15 protein-coding genes are annotated in these 19,916 nt (G+C 72.0%); 7 read left to right on the forward strand and 8 right to left on the reverse strand.

Annotation, left to right across the window (positions count from 1 at the left end; genetic code table 11):
• From MQN93_RS00875 to MQN93_RS00885, 3 genes are read left to right on the forward strand one after another with little or no spacing between them, the layout of a single operon-like run.
• Positions 1-1,776, forward strand: coding sequence for a stealth family protein (locus tag MQN93_RS00875; RefSeq protein ID WP_242708494.1), 1,776 nt, complete (start codon positions 1-3; stop codon positions 1,774-1,776).
• Positions 1,773-3,869, forward strand: a complete 2,097-nt coding sequence (locus MQN93_RS00880) for a glycosyltransferase family 4 protein (RefSeq protein ID WP_242707872.1) — start codon at positions 1,773-1,775, stop codon at positions 3,867-3,869. The genes MQN93_RS00875 and MQN93_RS00880 overlap by 4 nt, the downstream gene beginning before the upstream one ends.
• A gap of 49 nt (positions 3,870-3,918) precedes the next feature.
• Positions 3,919-5,886, forward strand: a complete 1,968-nt coding sequence (locus MQN93_RS00885; RefSeq protein ID WP_016432073.1) for a DUF8189 domain-containing protein — start codon at positions 3,919-3,921, stop codon at positions 5,884-5,886.
• A 58-nt stretch (positions 5,887-5,944) separates the two neighbouring features.
• On the opposite strand, the gene MQN93_RS00890 is transcribed toward MQN93_RS00885, so the two are convergent.
• From MQN93_RS00890 to MQN93_RS00910, 5 genes are all read right to left on the reverse strand, one after another.
• The gene (locus tag MQN93_RS00890; RefSeq protein ID WP_242707873.1) at positions 5,945-8,071 is read right to left on the reverse strand and encodes a 3-hydroxyacyl-CoA dehydrogenase NAD-binding domain-containing protein; all 2,127 of its coding nucleotides are present in this window, start codon (positions 8,069-8,071) and stop codon (positions 5,945-5,947) included.
• Entirely contained in the window at positions 8,068-9,294 is a 1,227-nt protein-coding gene (locus MQN93_RS00895) for a thiolase family protein (protein WP_016432071.1), read from the reverse strand. Before MQN93_RS00895 ends, MQN93_RS00890 begins: the two co-directional genes overlap by 4 nt.
• A 211-nt stretch (positions 9,295-9,505) precedes the next feature.
• Positions 9,506-10,798, reverse strand: a complete 1,293-nt coding sequence (locus MQN93_RS00900) for a ribonuclease D (protein WP_242707874.1) — start codon at positions 10,796-10,798, stop codon at positions 9,506-9,508.
• A gap of 208 nt (positions 10,799-11,006) precedes the next feature.
• Positions 11,007-11,669, reverse strand: a complete 663-nt coding sequence (locus tag MQN93_RS00905; RefSeq protein ID WP_016432069.1) for a helix-turn-helix transcriptional regulator — start codon at positions 11,667-11,669, stop codon at positions 11,007-11,009.
• A gap of 241 nt (positions 11,670-11,910) precedes the next feature.
• The gene (locus tag MQN93_RS00910) at positions 11,911-12,579 is read right to left on the reverse strand and encodes a DUF3000 domain-containing protein (protein WP_106964277.1); all 669 of its coding nucleotides are present in this window, start codon (positions 12,577-12,579) and stop codon (positions 11,911-11,913) included.
• Between the two features lie 126 nt (positions 12,580-12,705).
• Between MQN93_RS00910 and hemE the strand changes: the two genes are divergently transcribed.
• The gene (gene hemE, locus MQN93_RS00915; RefSeq protein WP_016432067.1) at positions 12,706-13,782 is read left to right on the forward strand and encodes a uroporphyrinogen decarboxylase; all 1,077 of its coding nucleotides are present in this window, start codon (positions 12,706-12,708) and stop codon (positions 13,780-13,782) included.
• A gap of 1 nt (position 13,783) precedes the next feature.
• On the opposite strand, the gene MQN93_RS00920 is transcribed toward hemE, so the two are convergent.
• On the reverse strand, positions 13,784-14,608 hold the full coding sequence (locus tag MQN93_RS00920; RefSeq protein WP_016432066.1) for a rhomboid family intramembrane serine protease: 825 nt from the start codon (positions 14,606-14,608) through the stop codon (positions 13,784-13,786).
• 147 nt (positions 14,609-14,755) lie between these two features.
• On the opposite strand from MQN93_RS00920, the gene MQN93_RS00925 reads away from it, so the two are divergent.
• Entirely contained in the window at positions 14,756-15,091 is a 336-nt protein-coding gene (locus MQN93_RS00925) for a hypothetical protein (RefSeq protein WP_016432065.1), read from the forward strand.
• A gap of 69 nt (positions 15,092-15,160) precedes the next feature.
• On the opposite strand, the gene MQN93_RS00930 is transcribed toward MQN93_RS00925, so the two are convergent.
• Both MQN93_RS00930 and MQN93_RS00935 read right to left on the reverse strand, forming a co-directional pair.
• Complete coding sequence (locus tag MQN93_RS00930) at positions 15,161-16,549, reverse strand: FAD-dependent oxidoreductase (protein WP_016432064.1); 1,389 nt, start codon at positions 16,547-16,549, stop codon at positions 15,161-15,163.
• A 27-nt stretch (positions 16,550-16,576) separates the two neighbouring features.
• Positions 16,577-17,551, reverse strand: coding sequence for a DUF4349 domain-containing protein (locus MQN93_RS00935; protein ID WP_242707875.1), 975 nt, complete (start codon positions 17,549-17,551; stop codon positions 16,577-16,579).
• Positions 17,552-17,721: 170 nt separating this feature from the next.
• Here MQN93_RS00935 and hemG point away from each other — a divergent pair, with 170 nt between their 5' ends.
• Entirely contained in the window at positions 17,722-19,176 is a 1,455-nt protein-coding gene (gene hemG, locus MQN93_RS00940) for a protoporphyrinogen oxidase (RefSeq protein ID WP_242707876.1), read from the forward strand.
• Between the two features lie 5 nt (positions 19,177-19,181).
• Positions 19,182-19,913, forward strand: a complete 732-nt coding sequence (gene hemQ, locus MQN93_RS00945; RefSeq protein WP_242707877.1) for a hydrogen peroxide-dependent heme synthase — start codon at positions 19,182-19,184, stop codon at positions 19,911-19,913.
• Positions 19,914-19,916 lie beyond the last annotated feature (3 nt).

Below are 19,916 nucleotides of genomic sequence, written 5' to 3' on the forward strand. Positions count from 1 at the left end.
ATGGGCAACCCCGAGGCCTCCGCCGCGGTGGGCGCGTACCGCACCCTGGTACCGGCGGGCCTCAGACGCCGTATCGCGCGCCGCGTGCCACCGCGCCTGCGCATGGCGCTCAAGCAGCTGCTGCGCCGGCTGCACACCGTGAACCTGATGGCCCGCGTCGTGCGCGGCGCCCGGGCCCGGCGCCGCTGGCCGCACCTGTCCGGTGCGGGGGAGCGGCTGGCCGCGCTCGCCGGGCACGGCGCGCGGATCGCGCTGATCCGCCCGGCCGTCTCCCCGCTCGGCCTGCGCGAGGCCAACCTCGAACTCGTGGTCACCGCCCTGGAGGAGCTCGGCGTCGACTACTTCGCCGTACGCGGCAGCTCCGACTTCCGCTCCTGCCTCGCTGTCGCCGAGGCCGACCGGGAGCGGGTCGGACAGGTGCTGGAGCGGTGCGCCGAGCGCAGCCCCGTCCATCTGCGGGCCTGCCGGGGCGAGTCGGCCCAGGGCCGCACCGTCCTGGCCGGATCGCGGGCGGGCCGGCAGCTGGCCCGGCAGGCCGGCGTGCTGCGGGTCGGCATGGTGTGGAGCGACCCGGCCGGCTCCCTGGTCCTCGGCCTGGAGCACGGCTGCGACATCGAGTTCTGGCGTCCCGAGGACGGCCGGCTGCACGCGCCGCGCCCCAACCGGGTCACCGAGGACGTCGCCCTGGACGAGCCCCGGGTCACCGTCCCGGTCAGCCGGCTCACCGGCTTCGCCGCCCTGCACACCCGCCGCACCCGCTCGGTGCGCACCATCCGGCCGTGCGCCGACCCGCTGCCCGAGGACGTGCGCTTCCCGATCGACGTCGTCTACACCTGGGTCGACGGCAGCGACCCCGAGTGGCAGCGGCGGCGCGGCGCGTACGGCGAGCACGGCTACCACACCGAGTCCGCCAACGCCGCCCGCTACATCAGCCGCGACGAACTGCGCTACTCCCTGCGCGCGTTGGAGCAGAACGCCCCCTGGGTGCGCCATGTCCACCTGGTGACGGACCGGCAGCGCCCGGCCTGGCTCAACGACGCCCACCCGCGCATCACCGTCGTCGACCACTCGGAGATCTTCGACGACCCGAGCGCGCTGCCCACCTTCAACTCGCACGCCATCGAGAGCCGGCTGCACCACATCAAGGGCCTGAGCGAGCACTTCCTCTACTTCAACGACGACATGTTCCTCGGCAGCCCCGTCACCCCCCAGGACTTCTTCCTCTCCAACGGCATGACCCGCACCTTCTTCTCCCCCTCGCAGGTGCCCCGGTGGGACCTGACCCCCGTCGACCGCCCGGTCGACGCGGCCGGCAAGAACAACCGCCGCCTGCTGCAGGACCACTTCGGCAGCGCCATCGTGCAAAAGCTCCGGCACGCCCCCTACGCGCTGCGCTGCAGCGTGCTGGCGGAGATCGAGAGCGAGTTCGCCGAGGACCACCGCCGCACCTCGCACAGCCGGTTCCGCAGCGCGGCCGACATCTCCATCCCGTCGTCGCTCTACCACTACTACGCCTACTTCACCGGCCGGGCCGTGCCCTCGAACATCACCTTCGCCTACCTCGACCTCGCCAAGCCCGAGATCCAGCGCCGGCTCGGCATCCTGCTCGCCCGCCGCGACCGGCAGGCGTTCTGCATCAACGACACCCTCTCCGACGGCCATGACACCGAGCACCAGACGGCCATGCTCAGCCGCTTCCTGCGGACCTACTACCCGGTGCCGTCCCCCTTCGAGAAGAAGGAGAGCCACAACCAGAAAGAACCCCAGGCCCGGTGAAGATCTCCTTCCTGATCAACAACATCTACGGCATCGGCGGCACCAACCGCACGGTCATCAACCTCGCCGAGGCACTCTCCGTCCACCACGACGTGGAGATCGTCTCGGTGTTCCGGCGCACCACCGCCACCAAGTTCGAGATCTCCCCGCGCATCACCGTGCGCGCCCTGGTCGACCTGCGCCCCGGCTCCGCCGACAAGGGCGCCGCCGGCAGCGACGAACCGAGCGAAGTGGTGCCGCGCCAGGAGGAGTTCTACGCGCAGTACAGCCGCTTCACCGACGGACGGATCATCCGCGACCTGCAAAGGACGTCCGCCGACGTCGTCGTCGGCACCCGCCCCAGCCTCAACCTCTTCGTCGCCGCGCACACCCGCGACGGCGCCCTGCGTGTGGCCCAGGAGCACATGACGCACCTGGCGATCCCGCCCGCGGTGCGCGCGGAGATGGCTCGCGTCTACCCCCGGCTCGACGCCATCACCACGGTCACCGAAGCCGACGCCCGCTCCTTCACCGAGAACACGCCGATCCCCGGCATCCCCGTCGTCGGCATCCCCAACAGCGTGCCCGAACCCGCCGTCGCCCCCTCCGACTGCTCGCGCAAGGTCGTCGTCAGCGCCGGCCGCATGCACCACATCAAGCGCTACGACCTCCTCATCCGCGCCTTCGGACACCTGGCCCACGATTTCCCCGACTGGCAGCTGCGGATCTACGGCGACGGCGGCGAGGCCGGCAAGCTGCGCGCACTGGTCACCGAACTCGGCCTGACCGGAAGGGCGTTGCTCATGGGCGGCTTCTCGCCCATCGAGTCCGAGTGGGCCAAGGGCTCCATCGCCGCGGTCACCTCCAGCGCCGAGTCCTTCGGCATGACGCTCGTCGAGGCGATGCGGTGCGGACTGCCCGTCGTCTCCACCGACTGCCCCGTCGGCCCCCGCGAGATCCTGCGCGACGGCGAGGACGGCTTCCTCGTACCCAACGGCGAGGTCGAGGGCATCGCCTGGGGCCTGCGCCGCCTCATGGCCGACGACCCGCTGCGCCGCGCCATGGGCGCCGCCGCCCTGCGCAACGCCACCCGCTACGACCCCGCCGCCGTGGCCGACCGCTACGTCGAGCTCTTCGAGGACGCCGCCCGCCGCCGCGCCGCGGCCCACCGCGGCTACCGCGCCCCGGCCGGCGCCCGCACGGCCGGACCCGAGCAGCTCACCGTGCCGCCCGTCTCCCTCGGCGCGGCCACCGTGGACATCACCGCCGACGACGCGGGCTGGCTGCGGCTGTCCGCCGACGGACCCGAGGAAGGGCGCCGCCGCTGGCGGTTCGTGCTGCGCCACAAGCCCTCCGACGGTGAGGCCCGCCCCGACCTCCCGCTGCGCACCTCCCGCAAGGACCTGGACAACGGCGGCACCCGCTACACCGCCGTCCTGACCCCCTCCGCCCTCGACGAACTCGGCGACGGGCGCTGGCAGGTGACGATGAGCGCCCCCAAGTCCTCGCCCGTGCACATGAAGGCCGGCGTCCGCGACACCCGCGCCCTCATCGACGCCCGCGCCCGGCTCATCGCCCGCCCGCCGACCGGCCCGATCGGCTGGAACCTGCCGTACGCCCAGCCCAACGGCAGGCTGATGCTGCGCACCGTCGTACGCGAGCAGCATGTCGAGTGCACCCGGGTCGAGTCGGCGGACGGCGCCGTCACCGTGCGGGGCGTACTGACCGGCGGACGCCGGATCGAGCCCGGAGCGCTGTTCATCGTCAGCCGCCGCGGCCGCCACAGCCGCACCTTCTCCGTGCCCGTCGAGGTCCTCGGCCGCCAGGCCTTCCGCGCCCGGGCACCGCTGCGCCATGTCGTCGACCACCGCCTGGAGCGCTGGGAGGACTGGGACTGGTGGCTGCAGCCCGACCCGTACGACCGGCGCAAGGTGCGCGTGTGCCATCTGCTGGAGGACTTCCCCGACGTCAAGGGCGCCTACGTCTACCCGTCCGTGCCACTGGTCGGCGACGAGGCCTCGCCGTACGCGGTGGTCCATCCGGCCCGCCCGGTCTGGGTGCGGCCCTACTGCTCCGCCTCCGGCGCCATGGCCATGAACGTCGTGGACCGATGAAGGCGCCCGACGCCGTGACCCGGCTGAACCCGACGCCCGAGGAGGGCCGATGACCGATTCCACCCGCTCCATCCTGCACATCGTCGCCCACCAGGACGACGACCTGTACTTCATGAACCCCGACCTGGTGCGCTCGCTCCAGGACGGCGACCGGATCACCACGGTGGTCGTCACCGCGGGCGAGGGCGACGGCATCAACGTCGACACCAACGAGCCCCAACGCGCCGCCGTACAGCCGGACTTCGCCCGCTACAGCACCGAGCGCGGCTGCGGGCTGCGCTCCGCCTACGCCCGTATGGCCACCGGCGACCGTAATCACCCCTGGCGGCGCGAACCCGTCGACCTGGTCCCCGGGTTCGCCGCGGAGCGGTTCACCCTCGTCGACCACGACGAGGTGTGCCTGTACTTCCTCCAGCTGCACATGGGGGCGCCCACCGACCGAGGTACCCGCACCCGGCTGCACGACCTGTGGGAGGGGGCCCTGCGCACCCAGGCCACGCTGCCGGTGCACGGCTGCACGGTCGGGCAGGTCCAGCACATCACCCGTGAGCAGGTGATCGCGGCCCTGACCGCGCTGCTCGGCCATGTCCGCCCCACCACGGTGCGCACCATGGACCCCGACCCCGAACACGACGGCGGACGCGCCGAGTTCGTGTGTTCCGACCACGCCGACCACACGACCACCACGCAGTTCGCGCTCGCCGCCCTCGCCCGGTACCGGGAGGGCGGCCACAACCCGGTCGTCGAGCACTACCGCGCCTACGCCAACCGCTTCTGGGGCTACAACCTCGACTCGGCCGCCGTCACGGAGAAGGCCGAGTACCTGGCGACCTACAGCGGCCTCGACGCCCCCACGGTCTGCCCGCACGGGACCTGCCACACCTGCGGCGACCGCCAGTTGGGGACCGACCCCTTCCGCAGCACCCACATGAACAGCGCCGCCTACCGCTACTCGCCGACCACGCACTGGCTGCGGCTCGGGCCGGGCGGGCGGCTCAACGCGTTCGCCGTGCTGGCCGGGCGGCTCGCCTTCTGGACGGAGACCGGACCGGCGAGCGGCGAGTGGAAGGGCCCCTTCGTGCTCGGCGACGGCTGGATCGCGCCGACGCTCGCCGTCACCGGCCTGCCCGGTGGCCCGGCCGAACTCGTCGGCCTGCGCCGCCAGAACGTCGTCGGCGGCGGGGTCACCGTCGACGTCGTGCACACCGTGCAGGACCCGGGCGGCAACGGCTTCAACGGCTGGCAGACCCTGGAGAACCCCGACTGGACGCAGGGCGACGGCCGCCGGCAGCGCGAGGCGGGCGTCCCCTCGGCGGCGGTCGACGCGGCCGGCCGGCTGTACGTCTTCGTCCGCACCTTCGACCAGGGCGTCGCCTGCCGCCGCCGGGAGGCCGACGGCACCTGGCTGCCGTGGGAGAACCTCGGCGGCTCCTTCGTGCAGGACGCGGGCTGCGCCCTCGCCACCGAACGCGGCACGGTCGAGCTGTATGTGCCGGGCAAGAACACCGTCTGGCGCTGGCACCAGGCCGAACCCGGCGGCCCCTTCCTGCTCGACGACACCCTGCGGACGGGCCGTCCCGCCACCGGCGGGGTCACCGCCGTCGACTCCGGTGACGGCCGAACCTGCCTGTACTTCCGCGAGGCCGGCACCCAGCAGGTCATGGCCTACCGTCAGCACGCCGACGGCCGCTGGCCCGGTTCCGGCGCGGGCCTCGGCGGCCACGGCGGCACCGGAGCCGTCGCCGCCCTGTGGGCCCCCGAACGCGGCGCCCGCGAGGCCTTCCTGGCCCACCGCGGCAGCCGCGGCCGTCTCGTCACCTCGCTGCCCGACCGGGACAAGAAGGATTCGGGCACCCACTGGCAGGAGTCCGGCGCGATGTTCGCGCAGGCCCCGGCGCTGGCCTACGACGCGACGGGCGCGCTCGTCGTCGCGGTCATCGGCACGGACGGACTACTGCATACCCGCCGCCAGCTGTCCCCGACGGTCGGCAGTCCCCTCGGGCCCTGGTCGGCCTGAGAACGGCGAAGAGGGCCTCCGCCGAACGGCGGAGGCCCTCCTCATCTGCGTGCGCGCGTTACGCCGGGACGCTCGCCACGCCCGGAGCCAGGAACTTCTTGCCGTTCACGCGCTCCGAGACACCCTCCCGGTCCAGATACGGCGTGATGCCGCCCAGGTGGAAGGGCCAGCCGGCGCCCGTGATCAGGCAGAGGTCGATGTCCTGGGCCTCGGCGACGACGCCCTCGTCGAGCATGAGCCCGATCTCCTGCGCCACCGCGTCCAGGACCCGGTCGCGGACCTGCTCCTCGGTCAGCACGGTGTCGCCCTGCTTCAGCAGCGCGGCGACCTCCGGGTCCAGCTCCGGCTTGCCGGAGTCGTAGACGTAGAAGCCGCGCTTGCCCGCCTTGACGACGGCCGCGAGGTTCGGGGAGACCTTGAAGCGGTCCGGGAAGGCCCGGTTGAGGGTCTCCGAGACGTGCAGGCCGATCGCGGGGCCGACCAGTTCGAGCAGGACCAGCGGCGACATCGGCAGGCCGAGCGGCTCGATCGCCTTCTCGGCGACCTCGACCGGGGTGCCCTCGTCGATGACGTTCTGGATCTCGCCCATGAAGCGGGTGAGGATGCGGTTCACGACGAACGCCGGGGCGTCCTTGGTGAGGACCGCGGTCTTCTTCAGCTTCTTGGCGACGGCGAAGGCCGTGGCCAGCGAGGCGTCGTCCGTCTTCTCGCCGCGGACGATCTCAAGGAGCGGCAGGACCGCGACCGGGTTGAAGAAGTGGAAGCCCACGACCCGCTCGGGGTGCTGAAGCTTCGACGCCATCTCCGACACCGACAGCGAGGAGGTGTTCGTCGCGAGGATCGCGTGCGCCGGGGCGACCGCCTCGACCTCCGCGAACACCTGCTGCTTGACGCCGATCTCCTCGAAGACGGCCTCGATGACGAAGTCCGCGTCCGCGAAGCCCTCGGCCTTGTCCAGCACACCGGCCACCAGCGCCTTGAGGCGGTTGGCCTTGTCCTGGTTGATACGGCCCTTGCCGAGCAGCTTGTCGATCTCGGCGTGGACGTAGCCCACACCCTTGTCGACGCGCTCCTGGTCGATGTCCGTGAGGACGACCGGGACCTCCAGGCGGCGGAGGAAGAGCAGCGCCAGCTGCGAGGCCATCAGGCCCGCGCCGACCACGCCCACCTTGGTGACCGGGCGCGCCAGGTTCTTGTCCGGGGCGCCGGCCGGGCGCTTGCCGCGCTTCTGCACCAGGTTGAAGGCGTAGATGCCGGCGCGCAGTTCACCGCCCATGATCAGGTCGGCGAGCGCCTGGTCCTCGGCGTCGAAGCCCTGCTGCAGGTCGCCGTTCTTGGCGGCGGCGATGATGTCCAGGGCGCGGTAGGCGGCCGGGGCGGCGCCGTGCACCTTGCCGTCCGCGATGAAGCGGCCCTTGGCGACGGCCTGGTCCCAGGCCTCACCGCGGTCGATCACCGGGCGCTCGACCTTGACGTCACCCTTGAGGACGTTCGCGGTCCAGATCAGCGACTGCTCCAGGAAGTCCGCGCCCTCGAAGATCGCGTCGGCGATACCGAGGTCGAAGACCTGCTGCCCCTTGAGCTGCTTGTTCTGGTTGAGGCTGTTCTCGATGACGACCTGGACGGCCTTGTCGGCGCCGATCAGGTTCGGCAGGAGAGTGCAGCCGCCCCAGCCGGGGACCAGGCCGAGGAAGACCTCGGGGAGGGAGAAGGCCGGGAGCGCCTTGCTGACCGTGCGGTACTGGCAGTGCAGACCGACCTCGACGCCACCGCCCATCGCGGCACCGTTGTAGTACGCGAAGGTCGGCACCGCGAGGCCCGCGAGGCGCTTGAAGACCTCGTGGCCGCCCTTGCCGATGGCCAGCGCGTCCTTGTGCTCCTTCAGCAGCTCGACGCCCTTGAGGTCGGCGCCGACGGCGAAGATGAACGGCTTGCCGGTGATGCCGACACCGACGATCTCGCCGGCCGCGGCCTCCTCCTCGACCTGGTCGATCGCGGTGTTGAGGTTCGCGAGCGACGCCGGGCCGAAGGTGGTCGGCTTGGTGTGGTCGAAGCCGTTGTCCAGCGTGATGAGCGCGAAGCGCCCGGCGCCGTACGGCAGGTCGAGGTGGCGTACGTGCGCCGAGGTCACGACCTCGTCGGGGAAGAGCTCGGCCGCGCCCTTCAGGAGTTCGGTGGTGCTCACTTGTTGCCTCCGGCGTCCTTGTGGTTCGGGTTCTCCCAGATCACCGTGGCGCCCATGCCGAAGCCGACACACATGGTGGTGATGCCGTAGCGCACCTCCGGCTGCTCCTCGAACTGGCGGGCCAGCTGGGTCATCAGACGGACACCGGAGGAGGCCAGCGGGTGGCCGAAGGCGATCGCGCCGCCGTACTGGTTGACACGCGGGTCGTCGTCGGCGATGCCGTAGTGGTCCAGCAGGGCCAGGACCTGGACGGCAAAGGCCTCGTTGATCTCGAACAGGCCGATGTCGGAGATGTCGAGGCCCGCCTTGGCGAGGGCCTTCTCCGTGGCCGGGATCGGGCCGTAGCCCATGACCTCCGGCTCGACGCCCGCGAAGGCGTACGACACCAGGCGCATCTTCACCGGCAGGTTGTTCTCGCGGGCGAAGTCCTCGGAGGCGATGATCGAGGCGGTCGCGCCGTCGTTCAGACCGGCCGCGTTTCCGGCGGTGACCCGGCCGTGGACGCGGAACGGCGTCTTGAGGCCGGCGAGGTTCTCCAGGGTCGTGCCCGGGCGCATCGGCTCGTCGGCGGTGACCAGGCCCCAGCCGGTCTCGCCGGCCTCGGCGTTGGTGCGGCGCACCGAGATCGGCACCAGGTCCTGCTGGATCTTGCCGTTGGCGTACGCCTTGGCGGCCTTCTCCTGCGAGCGCACCGCGTACTCGTCCGCGCGCTGCTTGGTGATGTGCGGGTAGCGGTCGTGCAGGTTCTCCGCGGTCATGCCCATGAACAGGGCGGACTCGTCGACCAGCTTCTCGCTCACGAAGCGCGGGTTGGGGTCCACGCCCTCGCCCATCGGGTGGCGGCCCATGTGCTCGACACCGCCGGCGATGACGGCGTCGTAGGCGCCGAAGGCGATGGAGCCCGCGGTGGTGGTGACGGCGGTGAGCGCGCCGGCGCACATGCGGTCGATCGAGTAGCCGGGCACCGACTGCGGCAGGCCCGCGAGGATGCCGGCCGTGCGGCCGAGCGTGAGGCCCTGGTCACCGATCTGCGTGGTCGCGGCGATGGCGACCTCGTCGATCTGCTTCGGGTCGAGACCGGGGTTGCGGCGCAGCAGTTCCCGGATCGCCTTCACGACGAGGTCGTCGGCACGGGTCTCGTGGTAGATGCCCTTCGGGCCCGCCTTGCCGAACGGGGTACGGACGCCGTCGACGAAGACGACGTCCCTGACGGTACGAGGCACGATGGCTCTCCTCCAGGGTGCGGGACGCTGAGCGCTTGCTCATGGCCATGCTACTTATGAGTAACGTGACTGCCCAGTCCTGTCGGCGTGAGCGGCGAAGGTCACATTCGCGAGCGGGTACCGGACCGTGCCGGAGGGCGCCGCGGACCCGTCGCAGATCTTGGCGTGATCTCGACGTATCCGTTCCGCTTCGGGGCGGCTCGTTCCAGGGCTACGCGGACAGCGCGGCCACCAGAACCGGCGTGACCTGCTCGACCTGCCAGGGGCGCGCGCCGTATCCGGACAGCGCCGCACCGACCGTCTCCGGACCGACCTCCTTCGGCGGCTCCCAGCACACCCGCCGCACCGTGTCCGGGGTGATCAGGTTCTCCTGCGGCATGTTCAGCTGCTCGGCCAGCGCCGACACCGCGGCCCGGGCCGCCGAGAGCCGCGCGGCCGCCGCCGGGTCCTTGTCGGCCCAGGCCCGCGGCGGAGGGGGCCCCGTCACCGGCTGTCCCGGCGCCGGCAACTGCGTCTCCGTCAGCGCCTTCGCATGGTCCACCGCGGCCTGCCACTGCTCCAGCTGGCGCCGTCCCATCCGGTTCCCGAAGCCGTTCAGCGCCGAGAGCGCCTGTGCCGTGGACGGGAGGGCGAGCGCCGCCTCCACGATGGCGGCGTCGCTGAGCACCTTGCCCGGCGACACGTCCCGCCGCTGCGCGATCCGGTCCCGCGTCTGCCACAGCTCCCGCACCACGGCGAGCTGCCGGCGCCGGCGGACCTTGTGCATCCCGGACGTACGCCGCCAGGGGTCCTTGCGCGGCTCCGGCGGCGGGGCCGAGGCGATCGCGTCGAACTCCTGGCGCGCCCAATCGAGCTTGCCCTGCCGGTCCAGCTCCTTCTCCAGCGCGTCCCGCAGATCGACGAGGAGCTCCACGTCCAGCGCGGCGTACCGCAGCCAGGGCTCGGGCAGCGGGCGGGTCGACCAGTCGACGGCGGAGTGTCCCTTTTCGAGTACGAAGCCCAGGACGTTCTCGACCATGGCGCCGAGGCCGACCCTGGGGAACCCGGCGAGCCGCCCGGCCAGCTCGGTGTCGAACAGCCGCGTCGGCACCATGCCTATCTCGCGCAGACACGGCAGATCCTGGGTGGCGGCGTGCAGAACCCATTCGACGTCGGAGAGCGCCTGGCCGAGACCCGACAGATCGGGACAGGCCACGGGGTCGATCAGCGCGGTCCCCGCACCCTCGCGGCGCAGCTGCACGAGATAGGCGCGCTGGCCGTAGCGGTAGCCGGACGCTCGTTCGGCGTCGACGGCGACGGGGCCGGTGCCGCCCGCGAAGGCGGCGATCACGTCGGCCAGCGCGGCCGCGTCGGTGATCACCGGCGGAATCCCCTCGCGCGGCTCCAGCAAAGGGATCGGCTCTGCGTTCGGCGCCCCCGTAACAGATGTTCCGCCGTCTTCCGGAGGGGCGCCTCCGGTGGTTCGCAGTGAGGTGTCTGCTGCGGTCTCTTGGGCGTCGGTCACCTGTCAAGAGTATCTGTGTATGGACAGCGCCCGCCGACGTAACGTTCCGTCGACGGGCGCCTGAGGGTCGTAAACCAGTCAGGTCGGTGAAAGATCCGGTTCACGACAGGTGGGACACGGGCGGGGGAATCAGCGGCCGATTCCGTTCACGTCCGTGAATGCGGGAGAGGGGGAAGTACCAGGAAGGCGTACGGGTGAGACGTGCGGGTCAGTGGATGATGCCGGTCCGCAGGGCCACGGCGACCATTCCGGCGCGGTCACCGGTGCCGAGCTTGCGGGCGATCCGGGCGAGGTGGCTCTTGACGGTCAGCGCGGACAGGCCCATCGAGACGCCGATGGCCTTGTTCGACTGGCCCTCCGCGACCAGTCGCAGCACCTCGACCTCGCGGCCGGACAGTTCACGGTAGCCACCCGGGTGGCTCGGGGTACCCGGGGGGCGGCGGTGCATACGGGCGGCGGCTGCGCCGATGGGGGCGGCACCGGGCCGGGTGGGGAGCCCGACGTTGGTGCGGGTGCCGGTGACGACATAGCCCTTGACCCCGCCCGCGAGGGCGTTGCGCACGGCGCCGATGTCGTCGGCGGCGGACAGCGCGAGGCCGTTGGGCCAGCCCGCGGCGCGGGTCTCGGAGAGGATCGTCAGGCCGGAGCCGTCGGGCAGATGGACGTCGGCGACACAGATGTCGCGGGGGTTGCCGATGCGGGGACGGGCCTCCGCGATGGACGAGGCCTCGATGACGTCGCGCACACCGAGAGCCCACAGGTGGCGGGTGACGGTGGAGCGGACGCGCGGGTCGGCCACGACCACCATGGCGGTCGGCTTGTTCGGGCGGTAGGCGACCAGGCTTGCGGGCTGCTCGAGGAGAACGGACACCAGGCCTCCTGGGGTGCGGGACGGCTTTCAAGGTCACAGTCGTCTTCGGCACCGAACCCGGAGTCCTTTAGGGAAAGATCACGATTTAGTGAGTAACAATACGTGCAATTCGGACAAGCGATCGATCATCTGCTGAACGAATCGGTTCGTTCGAGGCCTCGTTCGTGATTGAAAGTGGCCGAGTCGACAAAGTGACGGCCACCGAAACGGGCCAGTGCGGTGACCGTCACTCAGGCGGGCATCACCGTGCCTGCGGATCCCTGCGCTGCGGCAGCGTCACGATCGACGCGTCGCCGGGGCCGGCCGGCGGCAGACCCGCGACCTGGGCCAGCAGATCGCACCAGGCGGTCAGATGCGCCGCCGTGTCGGGCACACCGCCCAGGCCCTCGCGGGGCGTCCAGGACGCCCGGATCTCGATCTGCGAGGCGGCCGGGCGCTCCGCGAGCCCACCGAAGTAGTGCGAACTCGCGCGGGTGACGGTGCCGCTGGGCTCGCCGTACGACAGACCCCGCGACTGCAGCGCGCCGGTCAGCCAGGCCCAGCACACGTCCGGCAGCAGCGGGTCGGCGGCCATCTCCGGCTCCAGTTCGGCGCGCACCAGCGTCACCAGCCGGAAGCTGCCGCGCCAGGCGTCGTGTCCGGCGGGCTCGTGCAGCAGTACCAGCCGGCCGTCGGCCAGATCCTGGTCGCCGTCGACGACCGTGGCCTCCAGCGCGTACGCGAACGCGGCGAGCCGCTGCGGCGCACGGGTCGCCTCGACCTCGATCTGCGGCCGCAGCCGCGCGGTTCTCAGCGCATCGACGGCAGCCCTGAAGGGCAACGGAGCCGTACCGCCCGCATTCCGGTCCCCCTCCGTGGTGTCGTCCATTCCGTCAGCGCCGTCCGACAGTCGTCCCTGAGCCGCAGCCATGCGGGGAAGATTAAGGGGAACGGCGCCTTCGCGCAGGGAGGGACACCCGTGCGGGGGCCGCATGTCCGGATCGTGCTGCGCAGACCCCGGACTTCGGCGCCGCGGCGCCGTGGGAGACTTGCCGTCGTGAGTGCGAACGAGAGCCCCGCGAACCAGACCAAGACGCCGCCGGCCGGCACGTACGACTCGGTGTTCCTGAAGGCGTGCAGGCGCGAGCCCGTGCCGTACACGCCGGTGTGGTTCATGCGTCAGGCCGGGCGCTCACTGCCCGAGTACCGCAAGGTCCGCGAGGGCGTCCCGATGCTCGAGGCCCTGCGACGGCCCGAACTGATCGCCGAGATCACCCTTCAGCCGGTCCGCAGGCACGGGGTGGACGCGGCGATCTTCTTCAGCGACATCGTCGTCCCGCTCAAGGCCGTCGGCATCGACCTCGACATCAAGCCCGGTGTCGGCCCGGTCGTCGAGCGCCCGGTCCGCACCCGCGCCGACCTGGCCCGGCTGCGGGACCTCACCCCCGAGGACGTCTCCTACGTCACCGAGGCGATCGGCCTGCTCACCGGCGAACTCGGCGCGACCCCGCTCATCGGTTTCGCCGGTGCGCCTTTCACCCTCGCGAGCTACCTGGTCGAGGGCGGTCCGTCGCGCACGTACGAGAACGCCAAGGCGATGATGTACGGCGATCCCGAGCTGTGGGCCGACCTGCTCGACCGGCTCTCCGAGATCACGATCGCGTTCCTCAAGGTGCAGCTCGACGCGGGCGCCTCGGCCGTGCAGCTCTTCGACTCCTGGGCCGGCGCCCTCGCCCCGGCCGAGTACCGGCACTCGGTGCTGCCCGCCTCCGCCAAGGTCTTCGACGCCGTCGCCGGATACGGCGTCCCGCGCATCCACTTCGGCGTCGGCACCGGCGAGCTGCTCGGCCTCATGGGCGAGGCCGGCGCGGACGTCGTCGGCGTCGACTGGCGCGTCCCGCTCGACGAGGCCGCCCGCCGGGTCGGCCCCGGCAAGGCGCTGCAGGGCAACTTCGACCCGGCCGTCCTGTTCGCCCCCAAGGACGCCGTCGAGGCCAAGGCCCGCGAGGTCCTCGACTCGGCCGCGGGCCTGGAGGGCCATGTCTTCAACCTCGGCCACGGCGTCATGCCGGCCACCGACCCGGACGCGCTGACGCGGCTCGCGGAGTACGTGCACACGCACTCCGCGCGCTGACTCACCACGTGTGCCGGGGCCGTGCGTTCCTGCCGAACAGCAGGCCGCGCGGTTCCGGCGGCGGGGGCGTGCCCGCCTTCAGCGGCCAGGCCAGGAGCATGCCGGCCAGGAAGCCGACGACGTGCGCCGCGTACGCCACCGTTCCCGCGGAGGAGACGCCCTCGCCGGACGAGTACACGGCCTGGAGCACGAACCAGAAGCCCAGCACGATCCAGGCCGGCAGCCGCAGCGGCAGGAAGAGCAGGAACGGCACCAGGATCCAGACCCTGGCCTTCGGATACAGCACCAGATAGGCGCCGAGGACACCGGCGATCGCCCCGGACGCGCCGATCAGGGGGTCGGCGGAGTCGGCGTTGAGGAGCGCGAAGCCGTAGCCCGCCGCGTAGCCGCAGACGACGTAGAACAGCGCGTACCTGATGTGGCCCATGCGGTCCTCGACGTTGTTGCCGAAGATCAGCAGGAAGAGCATGTTGCCGAGCAGGTGCAGCCAGCTGCCGTGCAGGAACATCGCCGTGAGGACGGACAGCGCGGGGGACTTGTCGTAGCCCGGCGGGGCCACCACGCACCCCGCCCCGTGCGCGCCCACGCCGACGTCGCCGGTGGGCACGAGCCGCGGCATCTGGTGGTGGATCAACTCCCGCGGTACGGCCGCGTAGTGGTCGAGGAACGCCTGCAGATGGCACGTCTGCGCAAGGGTGCTGTCTCCCACCACGGAGCCGGCGAGGCCGGGCGTGAACAGGAAGACCACGAAGTTCGCGGCGATCAGCGCATACGTCACCCAGGGGGTGCGGCGCACCGGATTCACGTCATGGACGGGGATGACCACAAGGAACTAGTGCCCCCGGCGGAAGGAAATAGTGCCTCCGTGTGCGCCGCGTGACCGATGAACAACGGCACGCGCGCGTGCGTATGTCTCCTCAACCGCCCGCGGCACGGGGAAGGCGGGTCGCGGGGACGACGTGAGGATCAGGCGATGAACGACCGAGTGACTCCTGCGATGCATGCCACACCCGACGGTGAGGCGGAGATCTCCCTCGTGGTCAAGCTGCCGTGGGAGGACGTCGCCCGGCTCGGCCAGGAGGCGGGGCGGCTGGCCGCGCAGATGCAGCGCCCGGTGACGCTCGACGAGGCGGTGAGCCATCGGCTGCGGTCGGTGCGCAGTGCTTCGCACGCGAAGCCGGCGGGGGAGCAGCCTGCCGCTGTAGCGGCTGCTCCTTCCGCTTCGTCGGCCTCCGTGTCGTCGTTGCCGCCGCGGCCTCCTGCGGAGCAGGCTCGGCAGGCGATTGAGCGGATCAACGGGTCGGCGTAGGGGGTGGGTTTTGGGGGTGCGTTGCCGGGTGCGGGTGCGTTGTGGTTTCTCGCGCAGTTCCCCGCGCCCCTAAAAGCCTTGCTGTACCGCTCTTGACGCCTTGCGGGCTGCTACCAGTACCGGGTCCCAGACCGGGCTGAACGGTGGGGCGTAGCCGAGGTCCAGGGCGGTCATCTGGTCGACCGTCATCCGGGCCGTGAGGGCGACCGCGGCGATGTCGACGCGCTTGCCCGCGCCCTCGCGGCCGACGATCTGGACGCCGAGGAGGCGGCCGGTGCGGCGTTCGGCGAGCATCTTGACCGTCATGGGGGAGGAGTCCGGGTAGTAGCCCGCCCGGCTCGTCGACTCGATCGTGACCGCCTCGAACTGCAGCCCGGCCCTGCGGGCGTCCTTCTCGCGCAGGCCCGTGCGGGCGATCTCCAGGTCGCAGACCTTGGAGACCGCCGTGCCGACGACACCGGGGAACGTGGCGTAGCCGCCGCCGACGTTGGTGCCGATGATCTGGCCGTGCTTGTTGGCGTGGGTGCCCAGCGCGATGTGCCGCTCCTGGCCGGAGACCAGGTCGAGGACCTCGACGCAGTCGCCGCCGGCCCAGATGTTCTCGTGCCCGCGCACCCGCATGGCCAGGTCGGTGAGCAGGCCGCCGTGGGCGCCGAGGGGGAGCCCGGCCGCCCGCGCGAGCGTCGTCTCCGGGCGTACGCCGATGCCCAGGACCACCACGTCCGCGGGGTACTCGGCGTCCTGCGTGGCCACCGCCCGCACCCGGCCGTCCTCGCCGGTGAGCAGCTTGGTCACCTCGGCGTCGTTGACCATGGTGATGCCGAGGCCCTCCATCGCCTCGTGCACCAGGCGGCCCATGTCGGGGTCGAGTGTGGCCATCGGCTCGCTGCCGCGGTTGACGACCGTCACCTCGTAGCCGCGGTTGATGAGCGCCTCCGCCATCTCCACGCCGATGTAGCCCGCCCCGACGACCACCGCGCGGCGGCCACGCGTGCGCGTGAGCGAGTCGATCAGCGCCTGGCCGTCGTCGAGCGTCTGCACACCGTGCACACCGGGGGCATCCACGCCCGGCATGTCCGGGCGGATCGGGCGGGCGCCGGTCGCGATCACGAGCTTGTCGTACGACGTCCAGGACTCGGCGCCGGAATCCACGTCACGCGCGCGTACCCGCCCGCCCGCCACGTCGATCTCGGTGACCTCCGTCCGCATGCGCAGATCGATGTCCCGCGCGCGGTGCTCCTCGGGCGTACGGGCGATCAGCTCGTCCCGCTCCCCGACGTCCCCGCCCACCCAGTACGGGATGCCGCAGGCCGAGTAGGAGGCGAAGTGGCCGCGCTCGAAGGCGACGATCTCCAGTTCGCCCGGGCCCTTCGTCCGGCGGGCCTGCGACGCCGCGGACATTCCCGCGGCGTCGCCGCCGATCACGACCAGTCGTTCCCGCGCAGCGTTCATGTTCATGTGAACACGCTACGGGGGCAGGGCATTTCAGTCGTGCTCACCTCCCGGCCGCGGGCCGCCACCCGGTGCTCGAGGGGCCGACGGCAGCGGGCCGAGCGCGCTCGTCGCGGGCGCGCGGGCAGGGCGGCGCGGCAGCCGGGGACGCACCAGCCGCAGCCACGCCAGCACGATCAGGGCCGCCACCGCCACGAAGGGCAGCACCGCCCCGAGCGCCACCGCGAGCCAGCGCAGCATCGTCACGAACGCCCCCCAGCCACCCGCGAGGGCGTCCAGGAACCCGGGGTCGTCGTCCTTTGCGGCCGTCTTCACCGGGGTCTCGGACAGGGAGAGGGTGATCGTGGCGAGGCTCGTACGGTCCTTCAGCGACGCCTGCTGCGCGAGGAGCGACTCCAGATCGGCCTCCCTCGTGCTCAACTCGCCCTCCAGCTCCACCACATCGCTGAGCCGAGTGGCCTGGTCCATCAGCTCACGCACCCGGGCCACGCTCGCCCGCTGAGACTTGATGCGGCTCTCCACGTCGACGACCTGGTCCGTGACGTCCTCGGCCTTCGCGGTCCGGTCGAGCAGCTTGCCCGCACCCTGCAGATCGGCGAGGACGTCGTCGTACTGGTCGACCGGCACCCGCAGCACGACACGGGTGCGTTCACGGCCCTTGCCGTCGCGCGTGGTGGTCTCGTTGCCGACGTAGCCGCCCGCGGTCTCGGCGGTGGTGCGGGCCTCGTCGAGGGCCTTGGGCACGTCCTTGACCTGGACGGTCAGGGAGGCGGTACGGATGATGCTGCTGGTGAGCTTCGGCGCGCGGGTGGCCTTGGCGCCGCCCGCGTCCTTCTCGGCGCCTTGGGCGGGCCCCTGCGCTTCGCTCCTCGCGGCGGCCTTGTCGTCGGCGGCGCTCCCACCGGAGTCCGTGCCGCCCGCCCCGCTGCATCCGGTCAGCGCGAGCGCCGCGGCGAGCAGGACCCCGGCCAGGGCCGGGAAGGGTCGTACGGGTTGTCGTGAGCGCATGTGCGGAACCCCCGGGGTTGTGACGACTGACGCTCCTTCGACGCCGGGAGGGGCCCGGACGTTGGACCCGGTCGGTCCCGATGCGGTCACGGTCGGGACTCGCGCAGGACACCGGGCGCCGGACGACGGGTGGCGGACGGTCTGTCAGTGGGGTCTGAGAGGCTGGGGACATGCGCGAAGTGGAGTCCCGTACGGGTCAGGTCGTCGTTGTCGGAGCCGGGATCGCCGGGCTGGCCGCCGCCCACCGGCTGCTGGGGCGCGGGGCACGGGTGACGGTCCTGGAGGCCTCGGAGCGGGTCGGCGGCAAGCTGCTGCCCGGCGAGATCGCGGGCACGCGCGTGGACCTCGGCGCCGAGTCCATGCTGGCCCGCAGGCCCGAAGCGGTGGCCCTCGCGCGCGAGGTGGGCCTGGAGGACCGGCTCCAGCCACCGGCCACCGCCACGGCCTCGATCTGGACCCGCGGCGCCCTGCGCCCCATGCCCAAGGGCCATGTCATGGGCGTCCCCGGCACCGCCACCGCCCTGGCCGGCCTGCTGTCCGACGAAGGCCTCGCCCGGATCGAGCGCGACGCCGACCTGCCCCGCACGGAGGTCGGCGACGACATCGCGGTGGGGGAGTACGTGGCGGCACGGCTCGGCCGGGAGGTCGTCGACCGCCTGGTGGAACCCCTGCTCGGCGGTGTCTACGCGGGCGACGCGTACCGCATCTCGATGCGCTCGGCGGTCCCGCAGCTCTACCAGGCCGCGACGACGCACGACTCGATCACCCGGGCGGTCCGCGAGATCCAGGCCCGCGCGTCCGCCGCCCAGCAGACCGGACCGGTGTTCATGGGCATCGAGGGCGGCGTGGGCAGCCTGCCGCTCGCGGTCGCCGAGTCGGTGCGGGCGCGCGGCGGCGAGATCGTCACCGGGGCGCCGGTGAGCGAGCTGCGCCGGCAGGAGGACGGTGGCTGGCGCGTCGTCGCCGGCGAGCGCGAGCTGCACACGGACGCCGTGATCGTCGCCGTGCCCGCCCCGGCCGCCGCCGCGCTGCTGCGCGCCGAGGCCCCGGCAGCCGCGACCGAGCTGGCCACCGTGGAGTACGCCTCCATGGCCCTGATCACGCTCGCCTACCGCCGCACGGAGGCGGCCCTGCCCGAGGGCAGCGGCTTCCTGGTGCCGCCCGTCGACGGGCGCACCATCAAGGCGTCGACCTTCGCCTCCCGCAAGTGGGGCTGGATCGCCGACGACAACCCCGACCTGCTCGTGCTGCGCACCTCGGTCGGGCGCTACGGCGAGACGGAGATCCTCGGCCGCGAGGACGCCGACCTGGTGGAGGTCTCCCGCCGCGACCTGCGCGAGGCCACCGGCCTCGACGCGGTCCCGGTCGCGACCCGCGTCACGCGCTGGACCGACGGCCTGCCCCAGTATCCGGTCGGCCACCACGCGCGCGTGGCCCGCATCCGCGAGCACGTCGCCAAGCTGCCGGGCCTCGCCGTGTGCGGCGCGCAGTACGACGGCGTGGGAATCCCGGCGTGCATCGCGAGCGCGTACGCCGCGGTGGACCAGGTCCACGGCGACCTGAGCGGTGTGCAGGAGCTCACCGCCAACCCGGTGCAGAGTCTGCACGGCGGAGCGGGAGAATAAGGGACATGAGTGACGACGCCCCCACCACCGAGGCCGCGAGGATCCCCAACAAGGGCAAGCTGGCCAAGGATCTCAACGAGGTCATCCGCTACACCCTGTGGTCCGTCTTCAAGCTGAAGGACGCGCTCCCCGAGGACCGCGCGGGCTACGCCGACGAGGTCCGGGAGCTGTTCGACCAGCTCGCCGCCAAGGACGTGACGATCCGCGGCACCTACGACCTGTCCGGTCTGCGCGCCGACGCCGATCTCATGATCTGGTGGCACGCGGAGACCAGCGAGCAGCTGCAGGAGGCGTACAACCTCTTCCGCCGCACGAAGCTGGGCCGCGCCCTGGAGCCCGTCTGGTCGAACATGGCGCTGCACCGCCCCGCCGAGTTCAACCGCTCGCACATCCCCGCGTTCCTCGCCGACGAGACGCCGCGCAACTACATCAGCGTGTACCCCTTCGTGCGCTCCTACGAGTGGTACCTGCTGCCCGACGAGGACCGCCGCCGCATGCTCGCCGACCACGGCAAGATGGCCCGCGGCTTCCCGGACGTGCGCGCCAACACGGTCGCCTCGTTCTCGCTGGGCGACTACGAGTGGATTCTCGCCTTCGAGGCCGACGAACTGCACCGCATCGTCGACCTCATGCGCCACCTGCGCGGCTCCGAGGCCCGCAGGCACGTCCGCGAGGAGATCCCGTTCTACACGGGCCGCCGCAAGGACGTCGCGGACCTCGTCGCGGGCCTCGCCTGACCG

The organism is Streptomyces spinosisporus, from assembly GCF_022698145.1.
GTDB lineage: Bacteria > Actinomycetota > Actinomycetes > Streptomycetales > Streptomycetaceae > Streptomyces > Streptomyces spinosisporus.

What these genes read in the sequence shown, in the direction of transcription:
- MQN93_RS00885 (WP_016432073.1), top strand. Translation starts at nt 3,919, where the DNA reads ATGACCGATTCCACCCGCTCCATCCTGCACATCGTCGCCCACCAGGAC.
- MQN93_RS00935 (WP_242707875.1), bottom strand. Translation starts at nt 17,551, where the DNA reads ATGCGCTCACGACAACCCGTACGACCCTTCCCGGCCCTGGCCGGGGTC.
- MQN93_RS00930 (WP_016432064.1), bottom strand. Translation starts at nt 16,549, where the DNA reads ATGAACATGAACGCTGCGCGGGAACGACTGGTCGTGATCGGCGGCGAC.
- hemG (WP_242707876.1), top strand. Translation starts at nt 17,722, where the DNA reads ATGCGCGAAGTGGAGTCCCGTACGGGTCAGGTCGTCGTTGTCGGAGCC.
- MQN93_RS00925 (WP_016432065.1), top strand. Translation starts at nt 14,756, where the DNA reads ATGAACGACCGAGTGACTCCTGCGATGCATGCCACACCCGACGGTGAG.
- hemQ (WP_242707877.1), top strand. Translation starts at nt 19,182, where the DNA reads ATGAGTGACGACGCCCCCACCACCGAGGCCGCGAGGATCCCCAACAAG.
- MQN93_RS00910 (WP_106964277.1), bottom strand. Translation starts at nt 12,579, where the DNA reads ATGGCTGCGGCTCAGGGACGACTGTCGGACGGCGCTGACGGAATGGAC.
- MQN93_RS00875 (WP_242708494.1), top strand. Translation starts at nt 1, where the DNA reads ATGGGCAACCCCGAGGCCTCCGCCGCGGTGGGCGCGTACCGCACCCTG.